Origin of the sequence: Sphingomonas longa (assembly GCF_016892685.1) — a bacterium.
Lineage (GTDB): Bacteria > Pseudomonadota > Alphaproteobacteria > Sphingomonadales > Sphingomonadaceae > Sphingomonas > Sphingomonas longa.
Genome location: NZ_JAFEMC010000002.1, coordinates 268,782 through 294,443, shown reverse-complemented (window position 1 = coordinate 294,443; position 25,662 = coordinate 268,782). Strand labels below are relative to the sequence as shown.

At 67.6% G+C, this 25,662-nt stretch carries 33 protein-coding genes; 17 read left to right on the top strand and 16 right to left on the bottom strand.

All coding sequences use genetic code 11. The features are described from left to right. Positions 1 to 102: 102 nt before the first annotated feature. Together ILT43_RS07520 and thiS are read right to left on the bottom strand one after the other, a co-directional pair. Positions 103 to 285, bottom strand: a complete 183-nt coding sequence (locus ILT43_RS07520; RefSeq protein WP_204197506.1) for a CsbD family protein — start codon at positions 283 to 285, stop codon at positions 103 to 105. A 118-nt stretch (positions 286 to 403) separates the two neighbouring features. Further along, a complete protein-coding gene (gene thiS / locus ILT43_RS07515; protein WP_204197505.1) occupies positions 404 to 1,411 on the bottom strand; it encodes a sulfur carrier protein ThiS in 1,008 nt (335 codons plus the stop codon). A gap of 73 nt (positions 1,412 to 1,484) precedes the next feature. Here thiS and aroQ point away from each other — a divergent pair, with 73 nt between their 5' ends. The 7 genes from aroQ to ILT43_RS07480 all read left to right on the top strand — a co-directional run bounded on the left by aroQ (position 1,485) and on the right by ILT43_RS07480 (position 8,139). Beyond that, positions 1,485 to 1,919 (top strand): type II 3-dehydroquinate dehydratase, encoded by a 435-nt coding sequence (gene aroQ, locus ILT43_RS07510; protein WP_204197504.1) that lies wholly within the window; start codon positions 1,485 to 1,487, stop codon positions 1,917 to 1,919. Positions 1,920 to 1,953: 34 nt separating this feature from the next. Further along, positions 1,954 to 2,433, top strand: coding sequence for an acetyl-CoA carboxylase biotin carboxyl carrier protein (gene accB, locus ILT43_RS07505; protein WP_204197503.1), 480 nt, complete (start codon positions 1,954 to 1,956; stop codon positions 2,431 to 2,433). Further along, positions 2,433 to 3,785, top strand: coding sequence for an acetyl-CoA carboxylase biotin carboxylase subunit (accC, locus tag ILT43_RS07500; RefSeq protein WP_204197502.1), 1,353 nt, complete (start codon positions 2,433 to 2,435; stop codon positions 3,783 to 3,785). The genes accB and accC overlap by 1 nt, the downstream gene beginning before the upstream one ends. A gap of 193 nt (positions 3,786 to 3,978) precedes the next feature. Then, positions 3,979 to 4,317, top strand: coding sequence for a P-II family nitrogen regulator (locus ILT43_RS07495; protein ID WP_055841515.1), 339 nt, complete (start codon positions 3,979 to 3,981; stop codon positions 4,315 to 4,317). Positions 4,318 to 4,438: 121 nt separating this feature from the next. Next, positions 4,439 to 5,851: a type I glutamate--ammonia ligase gene (gene glnA / locus ILT43_RS07490; protein WP_055841513.1), complete on the top strand. Its 1,413-nt coding sequence runs from the start codon at positions 4,439 to 4,441 to the stop codon at positions 5,849 to 5,851. A 380-nt stretch (positions 5,852 to 6,231) separates the two neighbouring features. After that, positions 6,232 to 7,698, top strand: coding sequence for an ABC transporter substrate-binding protein (locus ILT43_RS07485; RefSeq protein WP_204197501.1), 1,467 nt, complete (start codon positions 6,232 to 6,234; stop codon positions 7,696 to 7,698). 51 nt (positions 7,699 to 7,749) lie between these two features. Next, positions 7,750 to 8,139: a DUF4112 domain-containing protein gene (locus tag ILT43_RS07480; protein ID WP_204197500.1), complete on the top strand. Its 390-nt coding sequence runs from the start codon at positions 7,750 to 7,752 to the stop codon at positions 8,137 to 8,139. A 22-nt stretch (positions 8,140 to 8,161) separates the two neighbouring features. Here ILT43_RS07480 and ILT43_RS07475 read toward each other — a convergent pair whose 3' ends face one another. From ILT43_RS07475 to nadC, 3 genes are all read right to left on the bottom strand, one after another. Next, positions 8,162 to 8,878 carry a ribonuclease T2 family protein gene (locus ILT43_RS07475; protein WP_204197499.1) on the bottom strand — a complete coding sequence of 239 codons (717 nt, stop codon included), beginning with the start codon at positions 8,876 to 8,878 and terminating at the stop codon, positions 8,162 to 8,164. After that, on the bottom strand, positions 8,875 to 9,276 hold the full coding sequence (locus ILT43_RS07470; RefSeq protein WP_204197498.1) for a hypothetical protein: 402 nt from the start codon (positions 9,274 to 9,276) through the stop codon (positions 8,875 to 8,877). Before ILT43_RS07470 ends, ILT43_RS07475 begins: the two co-directional genes overlap by 4 nt. 70 nt (positions 9,277 to 9,346) lie before the next feature. Further along, positions 9,347 to 10,189, bottom strand: a complete 843-nt coding sequence (gene nadC / locus ILT43_RS07465) for a carboxylating nicotinate-nucleotide diphosphorylase (RefSeq protein WP_204197497.1) — start codon at positions 10,187 to 10,189, stop codon at positions 9,347 to 9,349. Between the two features lie 166 nt (positions 10,190 to 10,355). Here nadC and ILT43_RS07460 point away from each other — a divergent pair, with 166 nt between their 5' ends. Further along, positions 10,356 to 11,510 (top strand): GGDEF domain-containing protein, encoded by a 1,155-nt coding sequence (locus ILT43_RS07460; RefSeq protein ID WP_204197496.1) that lies wholly within the window; start codon positions 10,356 to 10,358, stop codon positions 11,508 to 11,510. A 10-nt stretch (positions 11,511 to 11,520) separates the two neighbouring features. Here the strand turns inward: ILT43_RS07460 and nadA are convergent, their stop codons facing one another. From nadA to ILT43_RS07410, 10 genes are all read right to left on the bottom strand, one after another. Beyond that, entirely contained in the window at positions 11,521 to 12,519 is a 999-nt protein-coding gene (gene nadA, locus ILT43_RS07455) for a quinolinate synthase NadA (RefSeq protein WP_204197495.1), read from the bottom strand. Continuing rightward, positions 12,516 to 13,271, bottom strand: a complete 756-nt coding sequence (locus ILT43_RS07450) for a DUF4230 domain-containing protein (protein ID WP_204197494.1) — start codon at positions 13,269 to 13,271, stop codon at positions 12,516 to 12,518. Before ILT43_RS07450 ends, nadA begins: the two co-directional genes overlap by 4 nt. Then, positions 13,253 to 14,107, bottom strand: coding sequence for an MBL fold metallo-hydrolase (locus ILT43_RS07445; RefSeq protein ID WP_204197493.1), 855 nt, complete (start codon positions 14,105 to 14,107; stop codon positions 13,253 to 13,255). Before ILT43_RS07445 ends, ILT43_RS07450 begins: the two co-directional genes overlap by 19 nt. A gap of 63 nt (positions 14,108 to 14,170) precedes the next feature. Then, on the bottom strand, positions 14,171 to 15,745 hold the full coding sequence (locus tag ILT43_RS07440) for a M56 family metallopeptidase (protein ID WP_204197492.1): 1,575 nt from the start codon (positions 15,743 to 15,745) through the stop codon (positions 14,171 to 14,173). Beyond that, entirely contained in the window at positions 15,742 to 16,110 is a 369-nt protein-coding gene (locus tag ILT43_RS07435; RefSeq protein ID WP_204197491.1) for a BlaI/MecI/CopY family transcriptional regulator, read from the bottom strand. The genes ILT43_RS07440 and ILT43_RS07435 overlap by 4 nt, the downstream gene beginning before the upstream one ends. Before the next feature lie 529 nt (positions 16,111 to 16,639). Then, positions 16,640 to 16,966: a Grx4 family monothiol glutaredoxin gene (gene grxD / locus ILT43_RS07430; protein WP_204197490.1), complete on the bottom strand. Its 327-nt coding sequence runs from the start codon at positions 16,964 to 16,966 to the stop codon at positions 16,640 to 16,642. A 27-nt stretch (positions 16,967 to 16,993) separates the two neighbouring features. Continuing rightward, a complete protein-coding gene (locus tag ILT43_RS07425; RefSeq protein WP_204197489.1) occupies positions 16,994 to 17,224 on the bottom strand; it encodes a BolA/IbaG family iron-sulfur metabolism protein in 231 nt (76 codons plus the stop codon). Positions 17,225 to 17,228: 4 nt separating this feature from the next. Further along, positions 17,229 to 17,552 (bottom strand): DUF1476 domain-containing protein, encoded by a 324-nt coding sequence (locus tag ILT43_RS07420; RefSeq protein ID WP_204197488.1) that lies wholly within the window; start codon positions 17,550 to 17,552, stop codon positions 17,229 to 17,231. Between the two features lie 78 nt (positions 17,553 to 17,630). Next, positions 17,631 to 18,965 (bottom strand): FAD/NAD(P)-binding protein, encoded by a 1,335-nt coding sequence (locus ILT43_RS07415; protein WP_204197487.1) that lies wholly within the window; start codon positions 18,963 to 18,965, stop codon positions 17,631 to 17,633. Next, positions 18,962 to 19,600 (bottom strand): trimeric intracellular cation channel family protein, encoded by a 639-nt coding sequence (locus ILT43_RS07410; RefSeq protein ID WP_204197486.1) that lies wholly within the window; start codon positions 19,598 to 19,600, stop codon positions 18,962 to 18,964. Before ILT43_RS07410 ends, ILT43_RS07415 begins: the two co-directional genes overlap by 4 nt. Before the next feature lie 184 nt (positions 19,601 to 19,784). On the opposite strand from ILT43_RS07410, the gene ILT43_RS07405 reads away from it, so the two are divergent. Both ILT43_RS07405 and ILT43_RS07400 read left to right on the top strand, forming a co-directional pair. Then, positions 19,785 to 20,093 (top strand): glycine zipper 2TM domain-containing protein, encoded by a 309-nt coding sequence (locus ILT43_RS07405; RefSeq protein WP_055841471.1) that lies wholly within the window; start codon positions 19,785 to 19,787, stop codon positions 20,091 to 20,093. A 168-nt stretch (positions 20,094 to 20,261) separates the two neighbouring features. Further along, positions 20,262 to 20,861, top strand: a complete 600-nt coding sequence (locus ILT43_RS07400; protein WP_204197485.1) for a glycine zipper 2TM domain-containing protein — start codon at positions 20,262 to 20,264, stop codon at positions 20,859 to 20,861. Positions 20,862 to 20,915: 54 nt separating this feature from the next. Here the strand turns inward: ILT43_RS07400 and ILT43_RS07395 are convergent, their stop codons facing one another. Further along, positions 20,916 to 21,137: a hypothetical protein gene (locus tag ILT43_RS07395; RefSeq protein WP_204197484.1), complete on the bottom strand. Its 222-nt coding sequence runs from the start codon at positions 21,135 to 21,137 to the stop codon at positions 20,916 to 20,918. A 126-nt stretch (positions 21,138 to 21,263) separates the two neighbouring features. On the opposite strand from ILT43_RS07395, the gene ILT43_RS07390 reads away from it, so the two are divergent. Genes ILT43_RS07390 through ILT43_RS07360 form a run of 7 tightly spaced genes read left to right on the top strand, consistent with a single transcriptional unit; the run spans position 21,264 to position 25,657 of the window. Then, a complete protein-coding gene (locus ILT43_RS07390; RefSeq protein ID WP_204197483.1) occupies positions 21,264 to 21,992 on the top strand; it encodes a hypothetical protein in 729 nt (242 codons plus the stop codon). Positions 21,993 to 22,038: 46 nt separating this feature from the next. Next, on the top strand, positions 22,039 to 22,419 hold the full coding sequence (gene crcB / locus ILT43_RS07385; RefSeq protein WP_204197482.1) for a fluoride efflux transporter CrcB: 381 nt from the start codon (positions 22,039 to 22,041) through the stop codon (positions 22,417 to 22,419). Continuing rightward, positions 22,416 to 23,519 (top strand): RluA family pseudouridine synthase, encoded by a 1,104-nt coding sequence (locus ILT43_RS07380; protein ID WP_204197481.1) that lies wholly within the window; start codon positions 22,416 to 22,418, stop codon positions 23,517 to 23,519. The genes crcB and ILT43_RS07380 overlap by 4 nt, the downstream gene beginning before the upstream one ends. 47 nt (positions 23,520 to 23,566) lie before the next feature. After that, positions 23,567 to 24,112, top strand: a complete 546-nt coding sequence (locus tag ILT43_RS07375) for an FMN-binding negative transcriptional regulator (protein ID WP_204197480.1) — start codon at positions 23,567 to 23,569, stop codon at positions 24,110 to 24,112. Beyond that, positions 24,109 to 24,765, top strand: coding sequence for an HAD-IA family hydrolase (locus tag ILT43_RS07370; protein ID WP_204197479.1), 657 nt, complete (start codon positions 24,109 to 24,111; stop codon positions 24,763 to 24,765). The genes ILT43_RS07375 and ILT43_RS07370 overlap by 4 nt, the downstream gene beginning before the upstream one ends. Then, positions 24,762 to 24,977: a hypothetical protein gene (locus ILT43_RS07365; protein ID WP_204197478.1), complete on the top strand. Its 216-nt coding sequence runs from the start codon at positions 24,762 to 24,764 to the stop codon at positions 24,975 to 24,977. Before ILT43_RS07370 ends, ILT43_RS07365 begins: the two co-directional genes overlap by 4 nt. Further along, a complete protein-coding gene (locus ILT43_RS07360) occupies positions 24,974 to 25,657 on the top strand; it encodes an ATP12 family chaperone protein (RefSeq protein ID WP_204197477.1) in 684 nt (227 codons plus the stop codon). The genes ILT43_RS07365 and ILT43_RS07360 overlap by 4 nt, the downstream gene beginning before the upstream one ends. Positions 25,658 to 25,662 lie beyond the last annotated feature (5 nt).

Sequence of the window (25,662 nt, the reverse complement as noted above, 5' to 3'; positions counted from 1 at the left end):
TCCACGGCAAAGACCGGGGAGGCGACGAATAGTTCTGTAACCCGTAAACAAAAAAGCCGCCCCGGTTGCCCGGAGCGGCCTTTCGTCAGACGTCAGATCCGATCAAATCTTGTCGCCGAGCGCGCCCTTGACGCTGCCCTTGACGTCCTGGCCGGTGCCCTTGACCTGCTGGGCCTCGCCTTCGGCTTCCAGACGCTCGTTGTCGGTCGCCTTACCGATGGCTTCCTTGACGTTGCCCGCGATCTTGTTGCCGGCTGCTGCGACCTTGTCGGTGAACTCGCCCATGATGGCCTCCATCTCTGTCCGCCGCCCGCCAGCCGGGCCGCTTCGACATTCAGGGAGGAAACGGGCTCTACGGAATGGAGTTCCGTGACAAAGCGGTAACCTGAGCCAAATTATCGATTCAGATCAATCCAGCGAGTGGGCTGGACGGATCGGCATAGCGGCGCTGCCCCATGCGTCCGGCGCGGTAGGCGAGCCGCCCCGCCTCCACCGCAGAGCGCATCGCGGCGGCCATCATCACCGGATCCTTCGCCTCGGCGATGGCGGTGTTCATCAGCACGCCGTCGCAGCCCAGCTCCATCGCCACCGCTGCGTCAGACGCGGTGCCGACGCCGGCATCGACCAGCACCGGCACCCCCGCCCCCTCGACGATCAGGCGGATGGTGATGCGGTTCTGGATACCCAGCCCCGACCCGATCGGCGCGCCGAGCGGCATGATCGCGACCGCGCCGGCATTCTCCAGACGCTTCGCGGCAATCGGATCGTCGACGCAATAGACCATCGGCAGGAACCCCTCATTGGCGAGGATCTCGGTCGCGCGCAGCGTCTCGTGCATGTCGGGATACAGCGTCTTCGCCTCGCCCAGCACCTCCAGCTTGACGAGGTCCCAGCCCCCCGCCTCGCGCGCCAGTCTCAGCGTCCGGATCGCGCTTTCGGCGTCGAAACAGCCCGCGGTGTTGGGCAAATACGTCACCTTCTTCGGGTCGATGAAGTCGGTCAGCATCGGCGCATTGCGATCGCTGACATTGACGCGGCGGACGGCGACGGTGACGATCTCCGCGCCCGACGCCTCCAGCGCGGCGGCGTTCTGCGCAAAATCCTTGTACTTGCCGGTGCCGACGATCAGGCGCGATCGGAAGGTCCGGCCGGCGACAGTCCAGCTGTCGTCCGCGATCGGGCGGGCATGATCGCCACCGCCGACAAAGTGCACGATCTCCAGATCGTCGCCATCCTCGACGCAGACATCCTTCAACGTCGAGCGCGGCACGACCTCCAGGTTACGCTCCACCGCCACCTTTTCGGGCACCAGCCCCAGTTCGGTGGCGAGATCGGCGAGGCTGAGGCCGGCCGTGACCCGCTTGTGCTCGCCGTTCACGGTGATCGATACGGTTCCGTCGGTATGTGCCATGCCTGTCATCTAGGCGTCGTGCCCGTGCCCGGCAATGTTGCGCGCGGTCGTTACGGATGCGATGAACGCACGCATGACCGACATCGTCTTCGTCCTGAATGGCCCGAACCTGAACCTGCTAGGGCTGCGGGAACCCGAGATCTACGGTTCCGACACGCTCAACGACATCGCCGGGATGCTGGAAGATCGCGCCCGCGAACTGGGGTTGGAGATCGATCTGCGCCAGTCCAACCACGAGGGGCATCTGGTCGACTGGCTGCATGAGGCGCAGGCGGAGGGGGCGAAGGCAGTGCTGCTGAACGCCGCCGCCTTCACGCACACGTCGGTCGCACTGCTCGACGCGATCAAGGCGATCACGGTGCCGGTCATCGAGGTGCACCTGTCGAACCCGCACCGTCGTGAGGCGTTTCGGCACGTGAGCCTCGTCGGGCAAGCGGCGAAGGGGACGATAGCCGGGTTCGGCGCACTGTCCTATAGGCTCGCGCTTGAAGCCGCGGCGCGGTTCTGACAGACGCCGCCGATTACAGAGGGAAGGGTCTAGAATGACCGACACGAATTCATCCGGTGCCATGCAGGTCGACGTCGATCTCGTGCGCCAGCTCGCCCAGTTGCTCGACGTGACGCAGCTGACCGAAATCGAGGTCGAGGACGGCGATCGCAAGATCCGCGTCGCGCGCAAGGCCGCGGCCGCCGCACCTGTACAATATGCGCCGCAACTCGCCGCACCGGCTCCGACCGCAGCCGCCTCGCCGGCCGTCGAGGCGGGGGCGATGGCGCCGGCCAGCACCGTCAACGCGGTCAAGTCGCCGATGGTCGGCACCGCGTATCTCGCCGCCGAACCCGGCGCGAAGCCGTTCTCGTCGGTCGGGCAGAAGGTCGCGGCTGGCGACACGCTGCTGATCGTGGAAGCGATGAAGGTCATGAATCCGATCGTCGCGCCGACCGCGGGTACGATCACGTCGATCCTGATCGAGAACGGCCAGCCGGTCGAGTTCGACCAGCCCCTCGTCGTGGTCGAATAATGCCGCAGATCAAGAAGCTGCTGATCGCCAATCGCGGCGAGATCGCGCTGCGCATCCACCGCGCCTGTCACGAGATGGGCATCAAGACCGTCGCGGTGCATTCGACCGCCGACGCCGATGCGATGCACGTGCGCCTCGCGGACGAGGCGATCTGCATCGGACCGCCGGCCGCGACCGACAGCTACCTCAACATCCCGAACATCATCTCGGCTGCCGAAATCAGCGGCGCGGACGCGATCCATCCCGGTTACGGCTTCCTGAGCGAGAATGCGCGCTTCGCCGAGATCGTGGAGATGCACGACCTGCTGTTCGTCGGTCCCAAGCCCGAACACATCCGTACGATGGGCGACAAGATCGAGGCGAAGCGGACCGCCGGCGCGCTCGGCCTGCCGCTGGTACCCGGCTCCGACGGCCCGATCGCCGATCTGGACGAGGCGAAGGCGATCGCCGCGAAGGCTGGCTATCCGGTCATCATCAAGGCGGCGTCGGGCGGCGGCGGTCGGGGCATGAAGGTGTGCACGTCCGAGGATCAGCTTGAGACGCTGATGGCGCAGGCGGGCACGGAGGCGAAGGCCGCGTTCGGCGACGCCACCGTATACATGGAGAAGTATCTCGGCAATCCGCGCCACATCGAGTTCCAGGTGTTCGGCGACGGCAACGGCAACGCCATCCATCTCGGCGAGCGCGACTGTTCGTTGCAGCGGCGTCACCAGAAGGTGCTGGAGGAGGCCCCCTCCCCCGTCATCACCCCCGCCGAGCGTGAGCGGATGGGCGGTATCGTGGCCAAGGCGATGGCCGATATGGGCTATCGCGGCGCGGGCACGATCGAGTTCCTGTGGGAAGCCGGCGAGTTCTACTTCATCGAAATGAACACGCGGCTTCAGGTCGAGCATCCGGTGACGGAAATGATTACGGGCATCGATCTGGTGCGCGAGCAGATCCGTGTCGCCGAAGGTCATCCGCTGTCGGTGACGCAGGATCAGGTGCGTTTCAGCGGCCACGCGATCGAATGCCGTATCAACGCGGAGGACCCGCGTACCTTCATGCCCTCGCCGGGCAAGGTCGCGCAGTTCCACGCGCCGGGCGGCATGCATGTCCGCGTCGATTCCGGCCTCTATGCTGGTTACAAGGTGCCACCCTATTACGACAGCATGATCGCCAAGTTGATCGTCTACGGCACCAGCCGCGAACGCTGCATCGCGCGGTTGCGCCGCGCGCTGGAGGAGTTCGTGATCGAGGGCATGAAGACCACCATCCCTCTCCACCGCGACCTGATCGAGGACCCGGAGTTCCAGGCCGGCGACTATACGATCAAATGGCTGGAGGATTGGCTCGCGAAGCAGACCGAGTAGGTTGATTCCTCCCCTTTTTGGGGGAGGAACCAACGTCGGAATGCCGCCCGCCTGGGCATCCTTCCTCACCCTGCCCGATTTGCAGGCAGGCATTTACGTTTCCTTCAGCATTGCCCCTGACGGCCCCGGCTGGCACGTTGTGTGCATCGCGCCCAGCCGGGCGAGGGATTCGGTTTTCGGGGGACGTTCCGCAGTGAAAAAGGTCGAGGCGATCATCAAGCCGTTCAAGCTCGATGAGGTGAAGGAGGCGCTGCACGAGATCGGCGTGTCCGGCATCACCGTCACCGAGGCGAAGGGCTTCGGACGCCAGAAGGGTCATACGGAGCTGTATCGCGGCGCCGAATATGTCGTGGATTTCCTGCCCAAGGTGAAGCTGGAAGTGGTGGTCGAGGATGCGCTGACGGAGCGCGTCGTGGAGGCGATCGCCGCCGCCGCCCAGACCGGTCGGATCGGCGACGGCAAGATCTTCGTGATCCCGGTCGAGTCGGCACTGCGCATCCGCACCGGCGAGCGCGACGAGGCGGCAATCTGAGAGCGGCACCCGCTATCGTCATTTGACGCGGCGCAACATTTCCACGATCCAGCGTTCGCAATCGTAACATGATTCTGCCGGGGAGCTTCCCGGCATTGGTTCCAAGAGCAAGGGGCATGACATGGCGAATTCGGCCAGCGACGTTCTGAAGATGATGAAAGAGCAGGAGATCGAGTGGATCGACCTGCGGTTCACCGATCCCAAGGGCAAGTGGCAGCATCTGACGATGGTCGCCGGCCTGATGGGCGAGGACGAGTTCACCGACGGCCTGATGTTCGACGGATCCTCGATCGAGGGCTGGAAGGCGATCAACGAGTCGGACATGGTCCTGAAGCCCGATCTGGACGCCGTTTACGTCGATCCGTTCTCGGCGACGCCGATGCTGATCGTGGTGTGCGACATCGTCGAGCCTTCGACCGGCGAGCTGTATGCCCGCGATCCGCGCTCGACCGCCAAGCGCGCCGAGGCCTATCTGAAGACAACCGGCGTCGGCGACACCGTGTATGTCGGCCCCGAGGCCGAGTTCTTCATGTTCGACGACGTGCGGTTCGAGAACAGCTACTCGACCAGCTACTACAAGATCGACGACATCGAGCTGCCGGGTAATTCCGGCCGCGAATATGAGGGCGGCAACCTCGCCCACCGGCCGCGCGCCAAGGGCGGTTACTTCCCGGTCGCGCCGGTCGACTCCGCCGTCGACATCCGCGGCGAGATGGTTTCGACGATGATCGAGATGGGCCTCCCCTGCGACAAGCACCACCACGAGGTCGCCGCGGCACAGCATGAGCTGGGCCTGACCTTCGGTACGCTGACGCAGACCGCCGACCGCATGCAGATCTACAAGTATGTCGTGCATCAGGTCGCGCATGCCTACGGCAAGACGGCGACGTTCATGCCGAAGCCCATCAAGGAAGATAACGGCTCAGGCATGCACACCCACTTCTCGATCTGGGAAGGCAAGAACCCGCTGTTCGCCGGCAACGGCTATGCCGGCCTGTCTGACATGTGCCTGTACTTCATCGGCGGCATCATCAAGCACGCCAAGGCGGTGAACGCGTTCACCAACCCTTCGACCAACAGCTACAAGCGGCTGGTGCCGGGTTACGAAGCGCCGGTGCTGCTGGCCTATTCTGCCCGCAACCGCTCGGCATCGTGCCGCATCCCGTACGGCACCGGCCCCAAGGCGAAGCGCGTCGAAGTGCGGTTCCCGGACGCGCTCGCCAACCCGTATCTCGCCTATGCGGCACTGATGATGGCGGGCATGGATGGCATCCTGAACAAGATCCATCCCGGCGAGGCGATGGACAAGAACCTGTACGACCTGCCGCCGGCCGAGCTGGCACAGGTGCCGACCGTCGCTGGCTCGCTGCGCGAGGCGCTCGACTGCCTGGCCGCAGACCACGACTTCCTGCTGAAGGGCGACGTGTTCTCCAAGGATCAGATCGAGGCGTATATCGAGATCAAGATGGCCGAAGTCGCCCGTTGGGAAATGACGCCGAGCCCGGTCGAATACGACATGTACTACAGCGGCTGATGCGCAGGGCTGGCGTACATGCGCCAGCCCGAGCATGGCCGGCGTCGCTCCGGCGACGACCGATGGCGTGGCTTCGCCACGACGGGACTATCGAGAAGGGCGTCCGGTTCGATCCGGGCGCCCTTTTCGCTGCGGTGGTGCTTGCCGGTGGTGACTCGCGAAACCGGGACGCACCCGGCGCTTCTGCCTAGCGACCATCTGCCGACCCCCGCGTCATGCCGGGCGTGTCCCGGCATCCACGTTTCCCCGCGCTCGCCGAACGCTGATGACGCGGAGCAGTGGATGCCGGGATACGCCCGGCATGACGATCAGCTCGATGCAAAATCATCTCCCGACCGCTCCCGCTACGCATCCCCGCGCCGCTTGTGTAAGGAGGCCCGATGACGCGGCGGATCGCATATCGGTGGTGGCTGGCAGCGACGCTCGCGCTGACGACCGGTTGCGAGCGGCGGCCGGACTCCGGCCCCGTCGTCGTCAGCGCGATCGGCACGAACCCGGAGGCGCGGTCGTCCGCCAACCTGCCGTCGCGCTTGCTGGTCGATGCGATCGGCCAGGGGCTGGTGCGCTTCGATGCGGCGGGGCAGATCGAACCCGGTTTGGCCGAGCGCTGGATCGTGATCGACGGCGGCACCAGCTACATCTTTCGGCTGCGTGAAGCCTATTGGGCGGACGGATCGCGCGTCAGCGCGGAGCAGGTCGTGAAGCTGCTCCAGCGGCGGATCGCCAGCCGCGCCAATCCGCTCGCGCCGTTCCTGACCGCGGTGGACGAAGCGGTGGTGATGACGCCGCAGGTGATCGAATTGCGGTTGAAGCGTCCACGCCTCGATCTGCTGAAATTGTTCGCGCAGCCGGAAATGGCGCTGATCCGGCCGGGTCCGGCGATCGGCAGCGGCCCGATGCGGATCGCGTCGGCGGGTACCGCGCCGCTGTTGCAGCCGGCATTCGACCCTGGCCTCGCCGATCCCGAGGACCAGAACGAGATCGCCCCGGAAGAACGCGTGCACCTGATCGGGGAGCGCGCGGCGCGAGCGATCCTGCGATTCGCGCGCAACCGATCCGATCTGGTCAGCGGCGGGCGCTTCGTCGACTGGCCGCTGCTCGCAACCGTCGATCTACCGCGCAATGTCGTTCGGACCGATCCGGCAGCGGGGCTGTTCGGGCTGGCGGTGACGCGGCGCGAGGGCTTCCTCGCCGATCCGCTCAACCGCGCCGCGCTGTCGGAGGCGATCGACCGCGCGGCGTTGACGGCGGCGGTGATGCCACAGTGGGAACCCGCCGACCGTATCCTGCCGGAGGCATTGGATTCGGCCGCGCCGCCGCAGGTGCCGGAATGGCTGCTGCTGACGCTCGACCAGCGGCGCGAGGCGGCCCGCGCACGGGTCGCGGCGTGGAGTGCGACGGCGGCGGGGCAGGAAGCGGGCGGGCTGGTGACGGTGTCGATCGCGCTCCCCACCGGCCCGGGGTCGACGATCCTGTTCGCGCAGCTCGCCGCCTCGTTCGGGACGATCGGCGTCGGTGCGACGCGGGTCGCGCCGGACGCTCCAGCGGACCTGACGCTGGTGGACGAGGTCGCCCCCTATGACAGCGCGCGCTGGTATCTGGCGACCGCCTGCCGTCCGTGCGACTTGACGGCGGTGGCGGCGTTGGAAGCGGCGCGCGATGCCCTGACGCTGGGCGCGCGATCGGAGGGGATAGCCGCCGCCGATGCCGCGATGAACGCCGACACCGCGTTCATCCCGCTCGCCCAGCCGCTGCGCTGGTCTTTGGTGTCCAGCCGACTGGCGGCATGGACCGGCAATGCGCGGTCGTGGCACCCGTTGAACCGGTTACGCGCCGATCCCAAATAGCAGTCTATGGACACGCACGCTGCCCGCCCTCAGCCCCGCATCGACCCACGGATGTTCGACCAACTGCCGCTCGGCCGTGATGCCGCTGCGGTGCGTCGCCGGATCGAGGCGATGGAGAAGCTGTTGGAACGCAGCTTCACCGTACCCGGGATCAACCGGCCGGTCGGCCTCGACTTTCTGCTGGGACTGGTACCCGTGGTCGGTGACGTCGCGGCAGCGGCGCTCGGCAGCTGGGTCGTGTGGGAAGCGCGGAACCTCGGCATGTCGAAGTTCCAGCTCGCCCGGATGATGGGCAATGTCGGGTTCGATGCAGTGCTCGGCCTGGTGCCGTTCGTCGGCGATGCGGCGGATTTCTTCTTCCGATCGAACACACGCAATCTGCGCATCATCCGACGCCACCTCGACAAGTATCATCCCGGTACGGCGACGGTGGAGGGCTGATGCCGCCCGCGTGACGGAGAGGTCAGCTCCGCCCGCGCCAAATCCGCAGCTGCGATGTCGGCGCAAGCCCGCCCTGATGCGCCGGACAGCGGGTGAAGCCGAACCGCTTGTCGAGGCATAACCAGACCTCGTCCAGCCAGTCCTGACGATCGGCGGTGATCCGCATCATGTCGGCCCGCAGACCCGGATTGACGCGCGCGATCGCCTGCGCCAGCCCGTCCGCTGTCACTGGCCGTCGCGACAGCGCATCCATGTCCGGGTAACGCAGCCCGCGATACAGCCGCGTCGACTGGGCGAAATACCGCGCCGGGCTGTAGCCGGGCATGCAGGTTCCGTGCTTGGCCCATTCATGCTGCTGCAGCTGCGCCGATGGCGTCGAACAGAGCGTGGTGCGAATGACGCGTGCCGGGATCGGCGCGGTCGGCCGGCAATATTGCGGCCACTGTTTCCCCGCTCCGTCCGGCCACAGGCCGTGCAGCGTGAAGCCGAAGCGATTTCCCCCGCTGCCGCACTGAAAGCGCGCAGAAGCGTCACGCGCATGCTCCCGACAGTAGTTCGGCGACCAAGTGATCGCGAGCGTATAGCTGCCGATCGGCACTACGCGGGTCGGCTGGCTGCGCGACGGAAGGTCAGGACGCGGGCGATCCACGCGCGTCGGGATTTGGCATTGCAGTGCCTGCGCGCCCGCGGCGGTCGGCAGAGCGGTCAGCGTCGCGGCGATCACGAGGGTCCGGATCACTGGTCTTCCTCCCAGTCGTCGTGCTCGCGCGCGAACCAGATGCCTGCATTCGGCCGGAACAGCAGCACCGCGCCGACGATCGTCAACACGACCTGTACCGTGTTGACCACGCCGAGCATCCCGAACGCAAGCTGCGCGGTGGCGACCTGATACAGCAGGGACGCCGTGCCGATGACGGTCAGGATCGTCAGCAGCCAGCGCGACACGTTGCTGCCCCTTCTCGTGCTCAGCAGGATCAGCAGCAGGAACGCGCCGACGGTGAATGCGGTGACCCCCGCCGCCAGTCCGATCCCGTAGACCGCGATCAGTTCGGGCCAGACCATCAGCGAACTTGCGAGCAACAATATCGTCGCCACGAGGTAGATGCGTTCGGACTGCACCACGGATTTCGGTCGCATCGTTTCCCTTCCTGTTCGCCCGCCACGATAGCCGCGCGCACCAGTCCCGCAAAGCGGATCGTACGCCGCTTCAGGCCAGCGCGAAGTCCAACCCGATGTCGGCGGCGGGCGCGGACTGGGTCAGGCGACCAACGCTGATGAAGGTCACGCCCGTCTCCGCGATGGTGTGGATCGTGTCGAGGCGGACGCCGCCCGACGCTTCGGTAGGAACGCGTCCACCGACTAGCGCCACCGCCTCGCGCAGCATCGGCGGCACCATATTGTCGAGCAGCAGGTGCGTCGCCCCCGCCTCCAGCGCGGGTGCGATCTGATCGATGCGGTCGACCTCGACGATGATGCGGGCGATCCCCGCCTCGACCGCCCTACGCACCGCGGGCGCGATACCGCCGGCGACAGCGACGTGATTGTCCTTGATCATCGCCGCATCCCACAACCCCATGCGGTGATTGGTGGCACCGCCCATCCGCGTCGCGTATTTCTCCAGCACGCGCAGGCCTGGGATCGTCTTGCGCGTGTCGAGGAGGGTCGCACCGGTCCCGGCGATCGCATCGACATAGGTCGCCGTCAGCGTGGCGATGCCGGACAGATGCTGCACGGTGTTCAGCGCGGACCGCTCGGCGGTCAGCAGCGCCCGCGCGTTGCCGGTCAGGCGCAGCAGATCGCTGCCCGCCGCGACCCGCTGGCCGTCGTCGACGATCCGCTCGATCGCGACATCGGGGTCGAGCGTGCGGAAGAACGCCTCCGCCAGGTCCAGCCCCGCGACGACGATCGCGTCGCGACTGTCCATCACGCCGGCGAAGCGCGCGTCCATGGGGATGACCGCGGCGGAGGTGATGTCGCCCCCCTCGCCCAGATCCTCCGCCAGCGTGGCACGCACGAAGGATGCGGCGTCGAAGCCATGCGGGATCGTCATTGCGCTGTTCCGAACAGGAAAAGGATGGATTGGATGCGTCGCCATCTAGCGGGCGGCGGCGATCTGCGACAGACATTGTTAACCCGATTCGCCCAGAATGGCTCGATCGGGCGGGGCGACGGCGCAGAGTGTCACGTGGGCACGCTGTGGATACGGGGCAGGCGGGATGACGGGCAGGAACGACACCTTCACGCCTCCGCGCGTGCGCCTGCTCGGCTGGCTTGCGTCACCGGGCATGACGACCCCCGTTGCGTTGCACGGCGCGCTGCTGGGGGCGCTGTTCGGATCGTTGCCGGTCTATTTCGCCGCCCTGGTCAATTCCATCGTCACCGCCGGGGTCGTCGCGCTTCATCACGACAACGACGTGCATTTCGACATCTGGTTCGTGGCGGAACTCGTCATCTGCCTGACGCGGCTGGCGGCGCTGACCCTGTCGCTGCGCCGGGCCGCACAGGGGCGATCGACGCCGACCGACCTGTATATGCTGCTCACCCTGCTCTGGGCGGCGAGCCTGGGATATGGCGGGTTCATCACGATCCAGCACGGCGACTGGCGGACGATCGCGATCGTGTGCCTGTCTGTGGCGGCAATGGCGGGAGGCGCGTGCCTGCGCAATTATTCCGCGCCGCGCTTCGCGATCGTGCAGTTGCTGATGATCCTGGGGCCGTGCGCGGTCGCCGCACTGCTGTCACGCGAGCCGGTGCTGCTCGTCGTGTTGATCCAGCTCCCGTTCTTCAGCTTCAGCATGGCGACGAGCGCGTTCCGGCTCAACCGCATGCTGGTCAAGACGATGGAGGCGGAACTCGACAGCCAGCAGCGGGCGCTGCACGATCCCCTGACCGGATTGTGCAATCGCGCCGGGCTGGAACAGGGCCATGCGACGCGACGCGGCCATGCGCTGTTCTACATCGACCTCGACGGGTTCAAGCAGGTCAACGACGCGCATGGCCATGCCGTGGGCGACGCGGTGCTGCTGGAAGTCGCGGCGCGGCTCCGCGGGACGATCGGACCGGAGGCGCTGGCGGCCCGCACCGGCGGCGACGAGTTCGTGGTGCTGGCGGCGGCCACGACGCAGGACGAGGCGCTGGCGATCGGCGATGCGATTTCGCAGGCGCTGCGCCGGCCGTACCGGCTAAACGATGCCGTGATCCAGTCGGGCGGCAGCATCGGCATCGCCCTGCCCGACGCGAACGCCTCGCTCAGCGAACTCATGAAGCGCGCAGACGGCGGACTGTACCGGATCAAGGCGCTGGGCGGCGATGCGCGGCTGGCGGACGGCGCGATCGGGACCGAAGCGCAGCTGGAGATTGCGGGGCTTTAGGGAACGGACCTCATTCCCCGGTCACCCGCGCCGGTCCCAGATCGCCCTGCCCGACCGTTCCCGACGCCATCGCCAGCATCGCATCGAGGCTCTTCTTCGCGCGCAGGCGGAGGCCCTCCTCGATCTCGATCCGCGGTTCCAGATCACGCAGCGCCACGTACAGCTTTTCCATCGTGTTCAGCGCCATGTACGGGCAGATGTTGCAGTTGCAGTTCCCGTCCGCCCCCGGCGCACCGATGAACCGCTTGTGCGGCATCGCCTTTTCCATCTGATGGATGATGTGCGGCTCGGTCGCGACGATCAGCGTGTCGCCGGGCATCGCGCTCGCATATTCCAGGATACCGCGCGTCGATCCGACGTAATCCGCATGATCGAGGATCACTGCCGGGCATTCGGGATGCGCGGCAACAGGCGCGCCCGGATGCTGCGCCTTAAGCTTCAACAACTCGGTTTCCGAAAACGCCTCGTGGACGATGCACACGCCCGGCCACAGCAGCAGGTCGCGCCCGGTCTTGCGCGCCAGATAGCCGCCGAGATTGCGGTCGGGGCCGAAGATGATCTTCTGTTCGGGCGGAATCTTCGCGAGGATCGCTTCCGCCGACGACGACGTGACGATCACGTCGGACAGGCCCTTCACCTCCGCCGAGCAATTGATGTACGTCAGCGCGATGTGATCGGGATGCGCGGCACGGAACGCGGCGAACTGGTCCGGCGGACAGCTGTCCTCCAGCGAACAGCCGGCATCCATGTCGGGCAGCACGACGATCTTCTGCGGACTCAGGATCTTCGCGGTTTCCGCCATGAAGCGCACCCCGCAGAACGCGATCACGTCCGCATCCGTCGCCTGCGCCTTCTTCGACAGGTCGAGGCTGTCGCCCACGAAGTCGGCGATGTCCTGCAATTCCGGCTTTTGGTAGTAGTGCGCCAAGATCACGGCGTTGCGCTCCTTGCGGAGGCGGTCGATCTCGGCGCGGATGTCCACGCCCGTGAAGGAGGTCTGGATCGTCATCGGCGGTTCCCTAGCACGTCTTCCAGCGAGCGCGAGACATCCCAGCGTTCGTCGTTGGCGACGGGTTCGTCGGCAAAGCGTACCTGCACCTTGGCGGGCACGCCGGCAGCGTTGAGCGGCATCGCGAAGCTGCGCTCGACCGCGCGGCGGGTCGCGTCGCGCGCGATGCGGATCATCGGCGCGGCTTTCGCCTGACGCACCAGTTCGATCTGCCCGGCGCGGCGGTTCGCCTCGTCGAGCCGCGACTCCGCATCCGTGAACGTCGTCAGCAACCCGCCCGAGCCGTACTCGCGGATCTGCGTCAGGTCGATCTGCGGACCCTCGACCTCCACCGGCGGCAGGCGCACCGACAGCGTCGATGTCTTCGCGTCCCACGCCACGTCGCGCGGCGTCAGCTTGCCGAGGTCGACCTCGTACCGGACCATGCCGGGCATGATCAGCGTCTTCTTCGTCGACAGGCCGTATTGCGACTGGGTGGAGGTGGTGACCGCTACGAAACGCGCGGCGAAAGCGGACAGCCGGTTCTGCTCGCGCAATCCTTCCAAACTGGCGCTGGCGACGGTCACGGGATCGGGCGTCAGACGCTCGGTGACGTATCGCTGCACGCCCCACAGCACCAGCAGCGCCGCGAGGACGAGGATCAGGACGACACCGGTCGCCTTGACGAGGAACGCGCCGATGCCGCCACCGCTGCGAACCGGCGGCTGCGGGTTCGGCGTTGGTACGTCGGGCGTCATGCCGCGATCCGCCACGTCTCGCCCTCCTCCGCGACCATGCCGCGGCCACGCAAGTCGTACAGGTGCGCGAGTACGGACCGTTCGGCGGCGCGCATCAGCCGCGGGTCGAGACCGGCGTACATGCGCGCGACCATCGTCTCCAGTGGCGACTCGCCATGGCCCAGCAGTCGCAGGATCTGTCCCTCACGCTGCTTGCGATGTCCCAGCATACCGCGCACCAGACGCCGCGGGTTTTCGACGATGTCGCCGTGGCCGGGATAATAGACGCGGTCGTCGCGCTCCATCAGCCGCTCAAGACTGCTCATATACGCGCCCATGTCGCCGTCCGGCGGCGAGACAACGCTCGTCGCCCAGCCCATGACATGGTCGCCGGAAAACAGCACGCCGCTCTCCGGCAGCGCAAAGCAGAGGTGGTTGGACGTGTGGCCGGGCGTCGCCAGCGCGGTCAGGGTCCAGCCGCTGCCGACCACGTCCTCTCCGTCGGCAAGTACGCGATCGGGCGCATAGTTGGCATCGAAGGCCGCGTCGGCACCCCCCTCGCCGCTGACCGAGACCGGTGCGGGTCCGACGATCGGCGCTCCGGTCGCGGCTGCGAGCGGGCGCGTGGCGGGACTATGATCGCGGTGGTGGTGGGTGACGACGATCGCGGTGACCGTTCGGCCATCGATCGCGGCGGTCAGCGCGGCGAGGTGGGCGGGATCGTCGGGACCGGGATCGATCACCGCCACGTCGGTGTCGCCGACCAGATAGGATTGCGTGCCGGTATAGGTATAGGCGGAGGCGTTGGGCGCGAGGATGCGGGTGACCAGAGGGTCCAGCCGCATTGCGACGCCGGTGGGATGTTGTGCCATCGCGACTGAAATGGCGGCTGGCGGACCGGGGCGCAACCCCGACCCGCCCGCCGCTCACGAGGGTCAGTCCTTGTCCTTGCCGATGTCGGCGATCTCGCCCTTCAGTTCGACGATCGCGTCATCGATGCCGGCGACGGCCTCCTGACGGCCCTCTTCCGGGATCGCGCCGTTCACCGCCAGCGAGGCGCGGGTGGCATAAAGGCTGGCGAGGGCGGCATTCATCGCCTTGCGCTGGATGTCCTGCTGGTCGGAGTCCGACAACGCGCCGGCGCGGGCCGCGGCGGCGATCCGGTCGTTGCAGATCACGGTCGCATCGCGGCCGTTCTGGCGGCGTGTGATGACGAACGCCCGTGCCTCACCCGATCCGCAGTTGGCGGAGGAGATATTCACCTCCGGCATGACGGGTGCGACGGGGGGAACCGGCGGCACGGGAGGCACGGGACCTTGCGGCGCCACGGGTGGAACCGGAGGTATTGGCGGGATCGGCAGCGCGTGGGTAGCGGCGTAGCGATCGGCCTCGGCCCCCTCGTACACCCGCGTCTTCCCATCCTTCACGATCACGACGCGCTTGACATTGCGGGCGGCAGGAGCGGGAGGCGCGGGTGGAGCCGGCGGTGTGACGATCCTCACGCCCGTCGCGGCCTCGATCGTGCCGGTCACGGCGGCGGCGGCGCGGGTGCCCGATGCCGTCGCGACGAGGCCGGTCGCGACGAGGCCGAGCACGGCGGCGGCGCCGGTCATCAAACGGGTGCGCGAGACGCGCGAGTTGGTCAGCATCTTCAGTCTCCCTTTCAGATCGGCGATGGTGTGAAGGTGGCAGGCGGCGGACACCGCGCCGCCGTGTGCCGCCTTGACGATGGCACAGGCATAGATGTGGCGGTCGGTTCGGCTGCGGCCGGCGAGGACGCGGGCGTCGTTCGCCAGCTCCTGATCGCAGCGAAAGGCGCGGAAGGCCCGCCACGCGACCGGGTTGAACCAGTGCAGCGCGAGCACGCCGAGCGCCGCCCAGTTGGCGAACAGGTCGCCGCGGGCGTGGTGACCCAGTTCGTGCGCCAGCGCCAGTTCGCGCTCGTCCGCGTCGTAGCGATCGGCGAAATCGCGCGGGAAGGCGACGAAGCGGCGGCCCCTCTTGCCCAGGCCGGTACCGAAGGCGAGCGGGCCGCTGGCAGCGGCGCTTTCGATCACGCGGATGCCGCCGACTTCGTCGACCAGCTTCGCCTCCGACAGGACGCGCGCGCAGAACCGGCGATGATTGACGAGGTGGAAGGCGAAGAACGCGGCGGCACCCAGCACCCACGCAGCGGCGACGATCATCCCCCAGGGCAAGCTGGACCACAGCGACGGCTCAACCGCGACGACCGCAGCGGGCGCACGCGTCACCGGCGCGAGACGCGCCGGCACGATCAGCACCGTGACCGCCTCGCTTGCGCGGGTGATCGGCATCGCCGCCTGCTCGCGCCAGTCGGCGGGCAGCGGCGGCAGCAACAGTCGCAGCGCCGGCAGCGCCCAGAGCGCATACGCCACCTGCGGCCCAAAGGCGCGTCGGACGGGACCGCGCGCCAGCAGCACCGCGATCATCAACAGGGTCGATGCGATCAGCGCCTCCACCGCCCAACCCGTGACGTCGAAGCCGTTCATGCCTTCAACTCCTTCAGGATCGCCTCGATATCGGCGATATCGCGCTGGGTGAGTTGGTCGCGATCGGCGAGATGCGCGACCAGCGGCGTCAGGCGACCACCGAACAAGCGGTCCATCAGTCGCCGCGATTCTCCGGACACGTAATCCTCCCGCGCGACGACCGGGCGATAGAGGTAGCGGCGGCCATCCTCTTCATGCGCGATGACGTTCTTGGCGAGCAGGCGACCCAGCAGCGTCTTGACGGTATTGCCGCTCCACCCCTTCGCAGGATCGACCCGGTCGGCGACGTCGCTCGCGGTCAGGGGCGATTCTTCCCACAGCACTTCCATGACGGCATGCTCGGCATCGCTGATGCGTTCGGTCACGACTCACTCCTCATCGACTACGCCTGTAATCGCATCGATTACGGCTGTAGTCAATCAGGTTGCCGCAGGGGAAGGCCAGCCCCGTCGGCAGACCTTACACCTCTGATCCTCCGGCAATGACCGTTAACCGCTTCGCCCCGCAGTCACGGGCGATTCCGCGGAACTGGCACGCGCGCTGCAAGGATAGATACAGCCGAAGCGTCAGCGCTTTCAGCAGGGTGGATCGGACGCTCGCACGGCCTCGCGCCGATCCACCCGCACCCGGCTATTCGCCTATGCTAAAGCGTGGCCCAAGCTCGCCGAGCGGCCTTCGAACGTCGCGGACAGCCGGACCGACGACGACAAGCGCCTTTGCTGCGAGACGATCGGGCGGTGATCGCCAAACCGCGAACCTGCGACACTGGACAAGATGGACACGGGAAAAGCGCCACGTGCGATGAAACCCACCGGCGGTGTGGATCGGCGACCGGCGATCATCCTCACCCGCCGCTGTCGTTCGCGGGAGCATCGCACACTCCCAGTCGGAATATCAGTCCGCGGGCTGCTCCGCGCCGAACAGGGCGGCCAGCTCGCCGCTCTCGTACATCTCCATCATGATGTCCGAGCCGCCGACGAATTCGCCCTTCACGTACAGCTGCGGGATCGTCGGCCAGTCGGAATACGCCTTGATGCCCTGACGGATGCCCTGATCCTGCAACACGTCGACGCTTTCGAATTCCGCGCCGAGGTGATTCAGGATCGCCACCGCGCGGCTGGAAAAGCCGCATTGCGGAAACAGCGGGCTGCCCTTCATGAACAGCACTGCGTCGTTGTTCTTCACTACGGCATCGATGCGGGCCTGTGCGTCGTCGGTCATCTCGGTCATCCTTGGGTCATCCGGTCTTCAGTCAATCGCCGTCGTGAGTTGCAGCGCATGCAGTTCGCCGCCCATCCGGCCGCCAAGCGCGGCATAGACGGCGCGGGTCTGCGCCACGCGGCTCATCCCGGCAAAGCTCTTCGCCACGACGCGCGCGGCATAATGATCGCCGTCCCCGGCCAGGTCGGTGATCTCCACCTCAGCATCGGGGATGGCGGCGCGGATCAGCGCGGCGATATCGTCGGCAGCCATCGGCACGGTGTTACTGCGCCTCCATCAACTGGCGGCGCGCCTCGATCGAACGGTCATCGAGCGCGCGGCGCACGATGCCCTCGTCGGTTTCGACGCCGGCTGCGGTCAGGTCGCCCATCAGCTTGCGGATCACGTCCTCGTCGCCCGCTTCCTCGAAATCGGCCTGCACGACCGCCTTGCAATAGGCGTCGGTTTCCGCGGGCGTGAGGTCCATCTGCTCCGCCGCCCAGACGCCGAGCAGCCGGTTGCGGCGCGCTATGATGCGGAAGGCCATCTCCTCGTCGCGCGCGAACTTCGTCTCGAAAGCTCGCTGGCGGTCCTCGAAGCTGGTCATCGGCGCGGTGTCCCTTTCGTGATGCGGCGTAGTGGCCTGGAGATAGGGCGGCCGGACCGGCTGCGCAACGGAGTCGCGCTACAGCCCCTCGCCGCCGACCCATTGCGCGTGGCTCAACCGCCGCGCCAGATCCCACGCCTGTCGCCGGATGTCGGGCACCGCCACGACCTCCCACAGCCCGCCCCGCGTCATCGGCCCGATGCAGCAGAGCCCGTCCTGCGCCTGCCCGCATCGATCGACGACGCGCGATTGCGCATCGACGTCGATGCCCAGCCGCAACGGATCGGGCCGGATCGCTCCACGCCCGGCCAGCGTCCGCAGCAGCGTGTCGTCAGTCCGCGTCAGGTCGCCCTGCGGCCCCGTGCAGTTGACGATACGCGCCGCGCGAAGCGTCCCTACCGCGTCGCCATGGCGCGGACGCCAGTGGAGGCACACGCCTTCGCCGTCCGCCTCGACCTTCGCGACCTTGCCCGCGACGAAGCGCAGTCGGCCGCTCTCGACCAGCGCGTCGATGCGATCGGCGACCGCCGGCGCGAGGCGGTGGCGATGCACGTCCCAGAACGGGCGGACGTGGCGCAGGAAGCGCTTGCGCGTGGCGGCGTCGCTGGCCGACCACAGCCGCTGCGTGATGGGACGCATTGCATCGACCGCCGCGCGCCACCCGTCCGTCGCCGCCTTCTCGCGCAGTTGCCGGACGATCCCCGACAGCGGCACGCCGGGCAGGTCCGTCTCGCCCTGTGGCGGGGGCAAGCCGTCGCGGTGCCGCCGCGGTCGCAGGCCCCGTCGCGACATTGCTACGATGGAGCCGGCAAAGCCGCTCGCGTCGAGCTGCAGCGCGACGTCGATCGCGGTCAGGCCGGTGCCGAGCAGGATGACGCTGTCGTCCGCACCCAGCCCCTCGCCCGGGCGCGATCGCCACGGATCGTCGATATAACTGCCCTTCGTCAGCAGTGTCGGATCGACTCCCGGCGGCGTGTGCGGCGGCAGGTTGCCCGTCGCCAACACGACGCTCTCCGCGGCGATGCGACGACCGTCCGCCAGCATCACGCCGTCCGCACCGAGGTCCACGACATCGCCCTCGATCAGCCTCAGCCGCGCATCGCGAACCGAGTCCAGCGTCTCGCGCAGGTACGCCCCATACAGGAGCCGCGGCACGAAGGCCTGCGCACCCCCCGCATCGCGGGCCTCCAGCCACTTTACGAAATGGCCGGGATCGTCGGGAAACGCGCTCATCCCGGCGGCGCGCACGTTGAGCAGGTGGGCCGACTCGGTCGCGCTGTAGGCTACGCCGCGTGCGATCCGGTCGCCGGCACGCTCTACCAGCACGGCGTCCGGTCCACCGAAGCGCAGCAGGTTGATGGCGAGCAGCGTGCCGCTGAACCCGCCACCGACGATCACCACGGGGTCGGTCATGCGTCACCTCCATACGCCGGCAGCGCCAGTCGCCACCTGAGCGCCGCCGCGCGCAGCGCGAACCCGGCCGATGCGGCGATCACCGCCGCCGCCGTGATCGGCGTATCGAACTGCACGAGCGTCACGAACAGGCCGGACGCCAGCGCCGCGGCGGTCACGTACAGTTCCGGCCGCATCAGGATCGAGGGCTCGCCTGCCAGCACGTCGCGGATGATGCCGCCGACGCACGCGGTCAGCACGCCCATAACCGCGGCCGGCACCGGGGGCACCCCGTACCCGATCGCCTTCGCCGCGCCGTAGACGGCGTAGGCCGCCAGCCCGACCGCATCGAACCATGCCAGCGCGGTGTCGGACCACCAGCGTTGCGGCGTCACCCAGATCACGACCGCCACGAACAGGCACAGCGCCGCCACGCGCGCGTCGTGGACCCAGAACACCGGCGCATCGATCAACAGGTCGCGCATCGTGCCGCCGCCGACACCGGTGATGAGCGCGAAGAACGCCAGCGTCACGAACGTCTGCTGCCGCTTCGCCGCCGCCAGTGCGCCGGATGCCGCGAACACCGCCAGCCCCGCCAAGTCGACCCACGGCGCGATCGGCGGGATGACGGGTGCGGAGAGGACGGGCGGCAACATGCCGCCCGCCTATAAAGCATCCGGGCCACCGGCAACCGGCGATCATCCACAGCCTGTGGATAACGTGGATCATGGGGATAATTCGTTCCTGAACGGGAACGAACCCGACCGTTGTTTTCCGTTCATGCAACCGCCTTGCCCCGGAGGACGTTTCGGCTGCGTACTTTTCGAGAGGGAGTGTAAAATGCGTAAGATGATGCTCGCACTGGGATGCGCCGCGATGGTCGCACCCAGCCTGATGGTGACGGTCAGCACGGCCGACGCGCAGCGCCGGTATAAGTATCGCGAGTGGCGCGACGATCGTGGCCGCGTCCGTTGCCGCAAGCCGAACGGCACCACCGGTCTGGTCGTCGGCGGCGTTGCCGGCGCCCTGCTCGGCCGCACGATCGATACCCGCGGCGATCGCACGATCGGTACGCTGGGTGGTGCCGCCGCCGGCGCCCTCGCCGGCCGCGAGATCGATCGGGGCAGCAGCAACAAGCGCTGCCGCTAAGGTGTGACCGACACGAAAGGGGCGTCGCGATACAGTCGCGGCGCCCCTTTCTGCGTCTGTGAACCTTCCACGAACTGTCGGCCAAGTGAACGCGACGTAGTTTTCGGTTCACGCAACTACAAAGCTGGCGGGACGGTTTAATCCACGTCACAAGACGGAGAGTATTTCATGCGTATCGCCATCATGTCGGCCGTACTGGCTTCAACTACCTTTACGGCCATGCCGGTCATGGCGCAGGACAATCGTTATCAGGCCAACCGTGAATACCGCAACGAAGTCCGCGATGCGCAGCGCGACTATCAGCGCGATGTACGGAACGCCGACAGCCGACGCGACGTGCGCGACGCCCGCCGCGAATATCGCGACGAGGTCCGCGACGCGCGCAAGGATCGCCGCGAGGACTTGCGCGACATTCGCAAGGACCGTCGTCAGGATGCGCGCGACTGGCGCGGCTATCGCAACTACGACTATAACCGGTTCGAGCGGGGTCAGCGCACCTATTACGCGGATCGCTACTACCGCGACGGCAGCTATTACCAGCCGCGCCGCCTTGGCCGCAACGACCGCATCTATCGCGGCGGCAACGGGCGGTATTACTGTCGCCGCAACGACGGCACGACAGGCCTGATCGTCGGTGGGCTCGCGGGCGGTGCGCTCGGCAACATCATCGCCGGTGGCGGTTCGCGCCTGCTTGGCACGCTGATCGGCGCGGGCGGTGGCGCCCTGCTCGGCCAGTCGGTCGATCGCGGTCAGGTGGTCTGCCGCTGATCCTCGCGCCTCTGCGAGATCAGGAAGGGGCCGGTCCGCCGGCCCCTTTTCGTATCAGAAGATGCCGCCGCCCAGCGACAGCCGGATTGCGAAGATGATGATGAGCACGATGTTCAGGTTGCGGCCGCCGTTCGACGACGACATTGCCCCCACCGCCGCGCCGACGATCCCGATCGGGATCACCAGCCAGTTCATCCAGCCGAGAAGCGGCACGAACGCGATCAGGCCCAGCACCAGGGTGACGAGACCGATCAGCACGGATACGATGTTCAGCATGGGCGCGAACATGGGGTGATCGCGACGCCCGCACAAGCGTCCCGTTCCGGGACGGCCGGACGGCTGGCTCCGCATCAACCATCTTCGTTGACGCTTCGTTAACGGTCGGCGCCCATGCCGGTGGGCGTGACCCGGATTCTCGCCTCCATCGCCCTGCTCGCCGCGCTGGCCGGCTGTAGCAAGCAGCCTGCCTCGCAGCAGGACCTCGACAGTCTCGACAAGGAACTAACGCAGGGTAACGCCGCGGGGCGCGATCCCGCGCTGACCGCGTCGCTGGCGGATCAGATCATGGTCGACCCGGCGCTGACGCAAGGATCGAACGCGAACGCCGTTCGTCCGCCCAACCGCCCCGATCCGCGCGCGGTGCCGCCGGCCGACATCGCCAGGACGGACGACAGGGTCGACCCGAAGACGCTTCGCAAAGCCCCTGCGCCGACCGCCGACTGCCCCGAATGCCGCACTAGGGACGGCGCGATGACGCTGGGTGCCCTCGCGGGCAGGCAGGGCTCGCAAGGCTCGTGCGCCGCGAAAGTCGCTTATTCGGCGGGATGGGCGAACCGCCTGCCCGCAGCGATCCCCCTCTATCCCGACGCGCGCGTCCTGGAAGCGGCCGGAGCCAGCCGCGACGGCTGTGCGCTGCGCGTCGTGACGTTCGCCAGCACCGCACCGCTCGATCGCGTGCTCGACTGGTACTACACCCGCGCGACCGCCGGCGGCTATTCGGCCGAGCACAAGGTCGATGGCAAACAGCATGTCCTCGCCGGCACGCGTGGCGACGCGGCCTATGTCGTCTACGCCAGTCCCCGCGCGGGCGGTGGCACCGAGGTCGATCTGGTCGCCAACGCGGGCACCTGACGACGCCGGTTTGCCGCCGACGCGCGGAACGACTAGGGCGGGCGACATGAACTCCCTCCTTCTCGTCATGCTTGGCGGTGCGCTCGGATCGGGTGCGCGGCACCTGACCGGACGCGCCACGCTGGCCGCGTTCGGACCCGACTTTCCCGCCGGCACGCTGAGCGTCAACATCGTCGGCGGCCTCCTGATGGGGCTGCTCGCAGGCGTGCTATCGCGCAGCGGCGGCAACGAGCCGTGGCGGCTGCTGCTCGGCGTCGGCGTGCTTGGCGGCTTCACGACCTTCTCGTCCTTCTCGCTCGATGTCGTGACGCTGGTCGAGCGTGGGCAGCCGGGCGTCGCGCTCGGCTATCTGCTGCTGTCCATCGTCGGGTCGATCGCCGCCCTCGTCGCCGGCCTCGCAGTCGCCCGGATCGGAGCCGCCGCATGACCGACACCGTCCGCCAGTTCACCGTCGGCTATGACGACGACGGCATCCGTCTCGATCGCTGGTTCAAGCGCCATCTGCCGGAGACGAGCTTCACCACCGTCGCCAAATGGGCGCGCACCGGCCAGCTTCGCGTCGACGGATCGCGCGCGACGCCGGGCGACCGCATCGCCGCCGGCCAGATCCTGCGAGTCCCACCGCCGGAGCCGGAGCGCGCTCCCGATGCGCCCGCCGCCCGCCCGAAGAAGGAGCGTGCGCCGCTGTCGCCGGACCAGATCGCCTTTGCGGAGGAGATGGTCATCCACCGCGACTTTCAGGGGATCGTCCTCAACAAGCCGCCCGGCCTCGCCACGCAGGGCGGCACCAAGACCGAGGTGCATGTCGACGGGCTGCTCGACGCGTTGCAGGGCGATGCCGAGGGTCGGCCGAAGCTGGTCCACCGCCTCGACAAGGACACGTCGGGCGCGCTGCTGATCGCCCGCACCAGCCGCGCCGCCGCCTTCTTCGCCAAGGCGTTCAGCAGCCGCACCGCGCGCAAGGTTTACTGGGCGCTGGTCGTCGACGTTCCCTCGATCGACGACGGCACGATCGACCTGCCGATCGGCAAGCAGCCGGGCACCGGCGGCGAGAAAATGGCGATCGACGAGGAGAATGGCAGCCCGGCGCGCACCCGCTACCGTGTCATCGAACGCGCCGGCAATCGCTGCGCCTGGGTCGAGCTGCAACCCTTCACCGGCCGCACGCACCAGCTGCGCGTGCACATGGCCGCGATCGGCCATCCGATCGTCGGCGACGGCAAATATGGCGGCCCCGCGGCGTTCCTGACCGGTGGGATCAGCCGCAAGATGCACCTCCACGCCCGCCGCATTCGCGTCGACCACCCCGACGGCGGCCGCATCGACGAGGTCGCGGACCTGCCGACCCATTTCCGCGAGTCGCTGGCGAGCCTCGGCTTCGACGAGTCACTGGGCGACGCGCTGAAGCTGGACGAGGACAAGGGCCCACCGCCGAAAGCGGTGCTGAAGCAGCGGGCGAAGGCGCACGCGAAATCCGTCCGCAAGGAACGCCGCGGCGAACGACGCGGCCGGGGAACGCGGGAGTAGTGCACCCAAACCCGGCATTCCGCGGCGATGGCGATCTGCTCGCGCGCGTGGCGGAAATCGGCTTCGCCGCGGTGTTCGTCGCGGGGGACCTTCCCTGCATGGTTCATGCGCCAGTGACTCGCCACGGCGAACGACTGCGATTCCACGTCGCGCGTGCAAACCGCGTGTCGGACCGGCTAGACGGCACGCGAGTTCTGGCAAGCGTCACCGGTCCCGACTCCTACATCAGCCCCAATTGGTACGCCGCCCCTCTCGATCAGGTCCCCACCTGGAATTACGAAGCGATAGAAATCGAGGGTAGTTGTACCCGACTGGACGAAGCTGCCTTGATCGAACAACTCGACGTACTCGCCTTGACGCATGAAGCGCTCGTCAACCCGCGAGCGCCGTGGGCGCGCTCGAAGATGGACCCGACGTTATTCACCAGGATGCTCGGTGGGATTTGCGGCTTCGAGCTGGCGATCGATGATATCAGGTCGACCTGCAAATTGAGCCAGAACAAGTCTGCCGCCGATCGGGCAGGCGTGATCGCCGGGCTTCGGAACGCCGGCAAGATCGACCTCGCCAACATGATGAACGCCCAACCCCAATGACAACCCGCCTCGCCATTTTCGACTGTGACGGAACGCTCGTCGACAGCCAAGCCAATATCGGCCGCGCTATGGACGCGGCGTTCCGCGCGTCCGGCCTTACCCCACCCGCGCTCGCGGACACGCGGCGGATCGTAGGACTGAGCTTGGTCGAGGCGATGCAGGCGCTGATGCCGGAGGCCGACGACGCTGCACACCGGCGTCTCGCGCACGACTACAAGGCTGCGTTCCACGATCTGCGCCAGACCGGCGGCCTCGATCCGGAGCCGCTGTTCGAAGGCATCGCCGACATCCTCATGACGCTGGTCGAGCAAGGCTGGCTGCTGGGCGTCGCGACGGGCAAGTCGGACCGCGGTCTGGCGCACGTGCTCGCCGCGCACGGTATCGCCGATCGCTTCGCCACCCTCCAGACCGCGGACCGGCATCCGTCGAAGCCGGACCCGTCGATGCTGATCGCTGCGATGGACGAGGCGGGCGCACTGGCGCAGGATAGCGCGATGATCGGCGACACGAGTTTCGACATGGCGATGGCGCGGGCGGCGGGATGCCGCGCGGTGGGCGTCGCCTGGGGCTATCATAGCGTCGACGATCTTGCCGCCGCGGGCGCCGATGTCATTGCGCGGCATGCCTCCGACCTGCCGGGGATGCTGGCATGACCGATCCGGATGCCCTCGCCCGCCGCCGTTACTACATCATCCGCGCGGTCGAGATCAGCGGCGTGGCGGGCGCGATCTTCGGGCTCGTTCTGATGGGCCGGTCCGACCTGCTGCCGCCGCGCATTCTGGGCTTTGCGATCGTGCTGTCGGCGATGGCGATGATCGCGACCGTACCACGCGGCCTCGCACAGAAGTGGCGGAGCGACCGTTGAAGCGCTTCTGGACGGAGGTCACCGTCGCCGATCGTAGCATCGCGCTCGACGGAAAGCCGGTGCGCACCCCGGGTCGCGTCCCGTTGCTGCTTCCCACCGATGCCCTGGCGGAGGCGGTCGCGGACGAGTGGCGCGCGGTGGAGGGCACGCTCGACCCGCGCCGCATGCCGCTGACCGGGCTTGCGAATGCCGCAATCGACCGGATCGCGCCGGACCCGCTCACCTTCGCCGCCGGGCTTGCGCGATACGGGCAGAGCGATCTGCTCTACTACCGGGCGGAGGCGCCGCCCCCCCTCATCGCGCGGCAGGCGGCGGCTTGGGACCCGCCGCTGGCATGGGCGGCGCGACGCTACGGCGTGCATTTCGAGGTCACCGCCGGCGTCGTGCCGATCGCTCAACCCGAGCCGACCGTGACGCGATTGGCCGAGGCGATCGCGACGCGCGATGCGTGGGTTCTGGCGGCATTGTCGCCCATCGTGACGATCACCGGATCGCTGATCCTGGCGCTGGCTCTGGCGGAGCGTGTGATGACGCCCGACGCCGTCTGGGATGCCGCCATGATCGATGAGACATGGCAGATCGAATGCTGGGGCGTGGATGCGCTCGCGGCCGCCGCCACGACGGCCCGTCGCAGGGAATACGATGCCGCTAATGCGTTTATGGTCGCCGCGACGGAGTAAACCCT

What these genes read in the sequence shown, in the direction of transcription:
- ILT43_RS07520 (WP_204197506.1), bottom strand. Translation starts at nt 285, where the DNA reads ATGGGCGAGTTCACCGACAAGGTCGCAGCAGCCGGCAACAAGATCGCG.
- thiS (WP_204197505.1), bottom strand. Translation starts at nt 1,411, where the DNA reads ATGGCACATACCGACGGAACCGTATCGATCACCGTGAACGGCGAGCAC.
- aroQ (WP_204197504.1), top strand. Translation starts at nt 1,485, where the DNA reads ATGACCGACATCGTCTTCGTCCTGAATGGCCCGAACCTGAACCTGCTA.
- accB (WP_204197503.1), top strand. Translation starts at nt 1,954, where the DNA reads ATGACCGACACGAATTCATCCGGTGCCATGCAGGTCGACGTCGATCTC.
- accC (WP_204197502.1), top strand. Translation starts at nt 2,433, where the DNA reads ATGCCGCAGATCAAGAAGCTGCTGATCGCCAATCGCGGCGAGATCGCG.
- glnA (WP_055841513.1), top strand. Translation starts at nt 4,439, where the DNA reads ATGGCGAATTCGGCCAGCGACGTTCTGAAGATGATGAAAGAGCAGGAG.
- ILT43_RS07485 (WP_204197501.1), top strand. Translation starts at nt 6,232, where the DNA reads ATGACGCGGCGGATCGCATATCGGTGGTGGCTGGCAGCGACGCTCGCG.
- ILT43_RS07480 (WP_204197500.1), top strand. Translation starts at nt 7,750, where the DNA reads ATGTTCGACCAACTGCCGCTCGGCCGTGATGCCGCTGCGGTGCGTCGC.
- ILT43_RS07470 (WP_204197498.1), bottom strand. Translation starts at nt 9,276, where the DNA reads ATGCGACCGAAATCCGTGGTGCAGTCCGAACGCATCTACCTCGTGGCG.
- nadC (WP_204197497.1), bottom strand. Translation starts at nt 10,189, where the DNA reads ATGACGATCCCGCATGGCTTCGACGCCGCATCCTTCGTGCGTGCCACG.
- ILT43_RS07460 (WP_204197496.1), top strand. Translation starts at nt 10,356, where the DNA reads ATGACGGGCAGGAACGACACCTTCACGCCTCCGCGCGTGCGCCTGCTC.
- nadA (WP_204197495.1), bottom strand. Translation starts at nt 12,519, where the DNA reads ATGACGATCCAGACCTCCTTCACGGGCGTGGACATCCGCGCCGAGATC.
- ILT43_RS07445 (WP_204197493.1), bottom strand. Translation starts at nt 14,107, where the DNA reads ATGGCACAACATCCCACCGGCGTCGCAATGCGGCTGGACCCTCTGGTC.
- ILT43_RS07440 (WP_204197492.1), bottom strand. Translation starts at nt 15,745, where the DNA reads ATGAACGGCTTCGACGTCACGGGTTGGGCGGTGGAGGCGCTGATCGCA.
- grxD (WP_204197490.1), bottom strand. Translation starts at nt 16,966, where the DNA reads ATGACCGACGACGCACAGGCCCGCATCGATGCCGTAGTGAAGAACAAC.
- ILT43_RS07420 (WP_204197488.1), bottom strand. Translation starts at nt 17,552, where the DNA reads ATGACCAGCTTCGAGGACCGCCAGCGAGCTTTCGAGACGAAGTTCGCG.
- ILT43_RS07415 (WP_204197487.1), bottom strand. Translation starts at nt 18,965, where the DNA reads ATGACCGACCCCGTGGTGATCGTCGGTGGCGGGTTCAGCGGCACGCTG.
- ILT43_RS07410 (WP_204197486.1), bottom strand. Translation starts at nt 19,600, where the DNA reads ATGTTGCCGCCCGTCCTCTCCGCACCCGTCATCCCGCCGATCGCGCCG.
- ILT43_RS07405 (WP_055841471.1), top strand. Translation starts at nt 19,785, where the DNA reads ATGCGTAAGATGATGCTCGCACTGGGATGCGCCGCGATGGTCGCACCC.
- ILT43_RS07400 (WP_204197485.1), top strand. Translation starts at nt 20,262, where the DNA reads ATGCGTATCGCCATCATGTCGGCCGTACTGGCTTCAACTACCTTTACG.
- ILT43_RS07395 (WP_204197484.1), bottom strand. Translation starts at nt 21,137, where the DNA reads ATGCTGAACATCGTATCCGTGCTGATCGGTCTCGTCACCCTGGTGCTG.
- crcB (WP_204197482.1), top strand. Translation starts at nt 22,039, where the DNA reads ATGAACTCCCTCCTTCTCGTCATGCTTGGCGGTGCGCTCGGATCGGGT.
- ILT43_RS07380 (WP_204197481.1), top strand. Translation starts at nt 22,416, where the DNA reads ATGACCGACACCGTCCGCCAGTTCACCGTCGGCTATGACGACGACGGC.
- ILT43_RS07370 (WP_204197479.1), top strand. Translation starts at nt 24,109, where the DNA reads ATGACAACCCGCCTCGCCATTTTCGACTGTGACGGAACGCTCGTCGAC.
- ILT43_RS07365 (WP_204197478.1), top strand. Translation starts at nt 24,762, where the DNA reads ATGACCGATCCGGATGCCCTCGCCCGCCGCCGTTACTACATCATCCGC.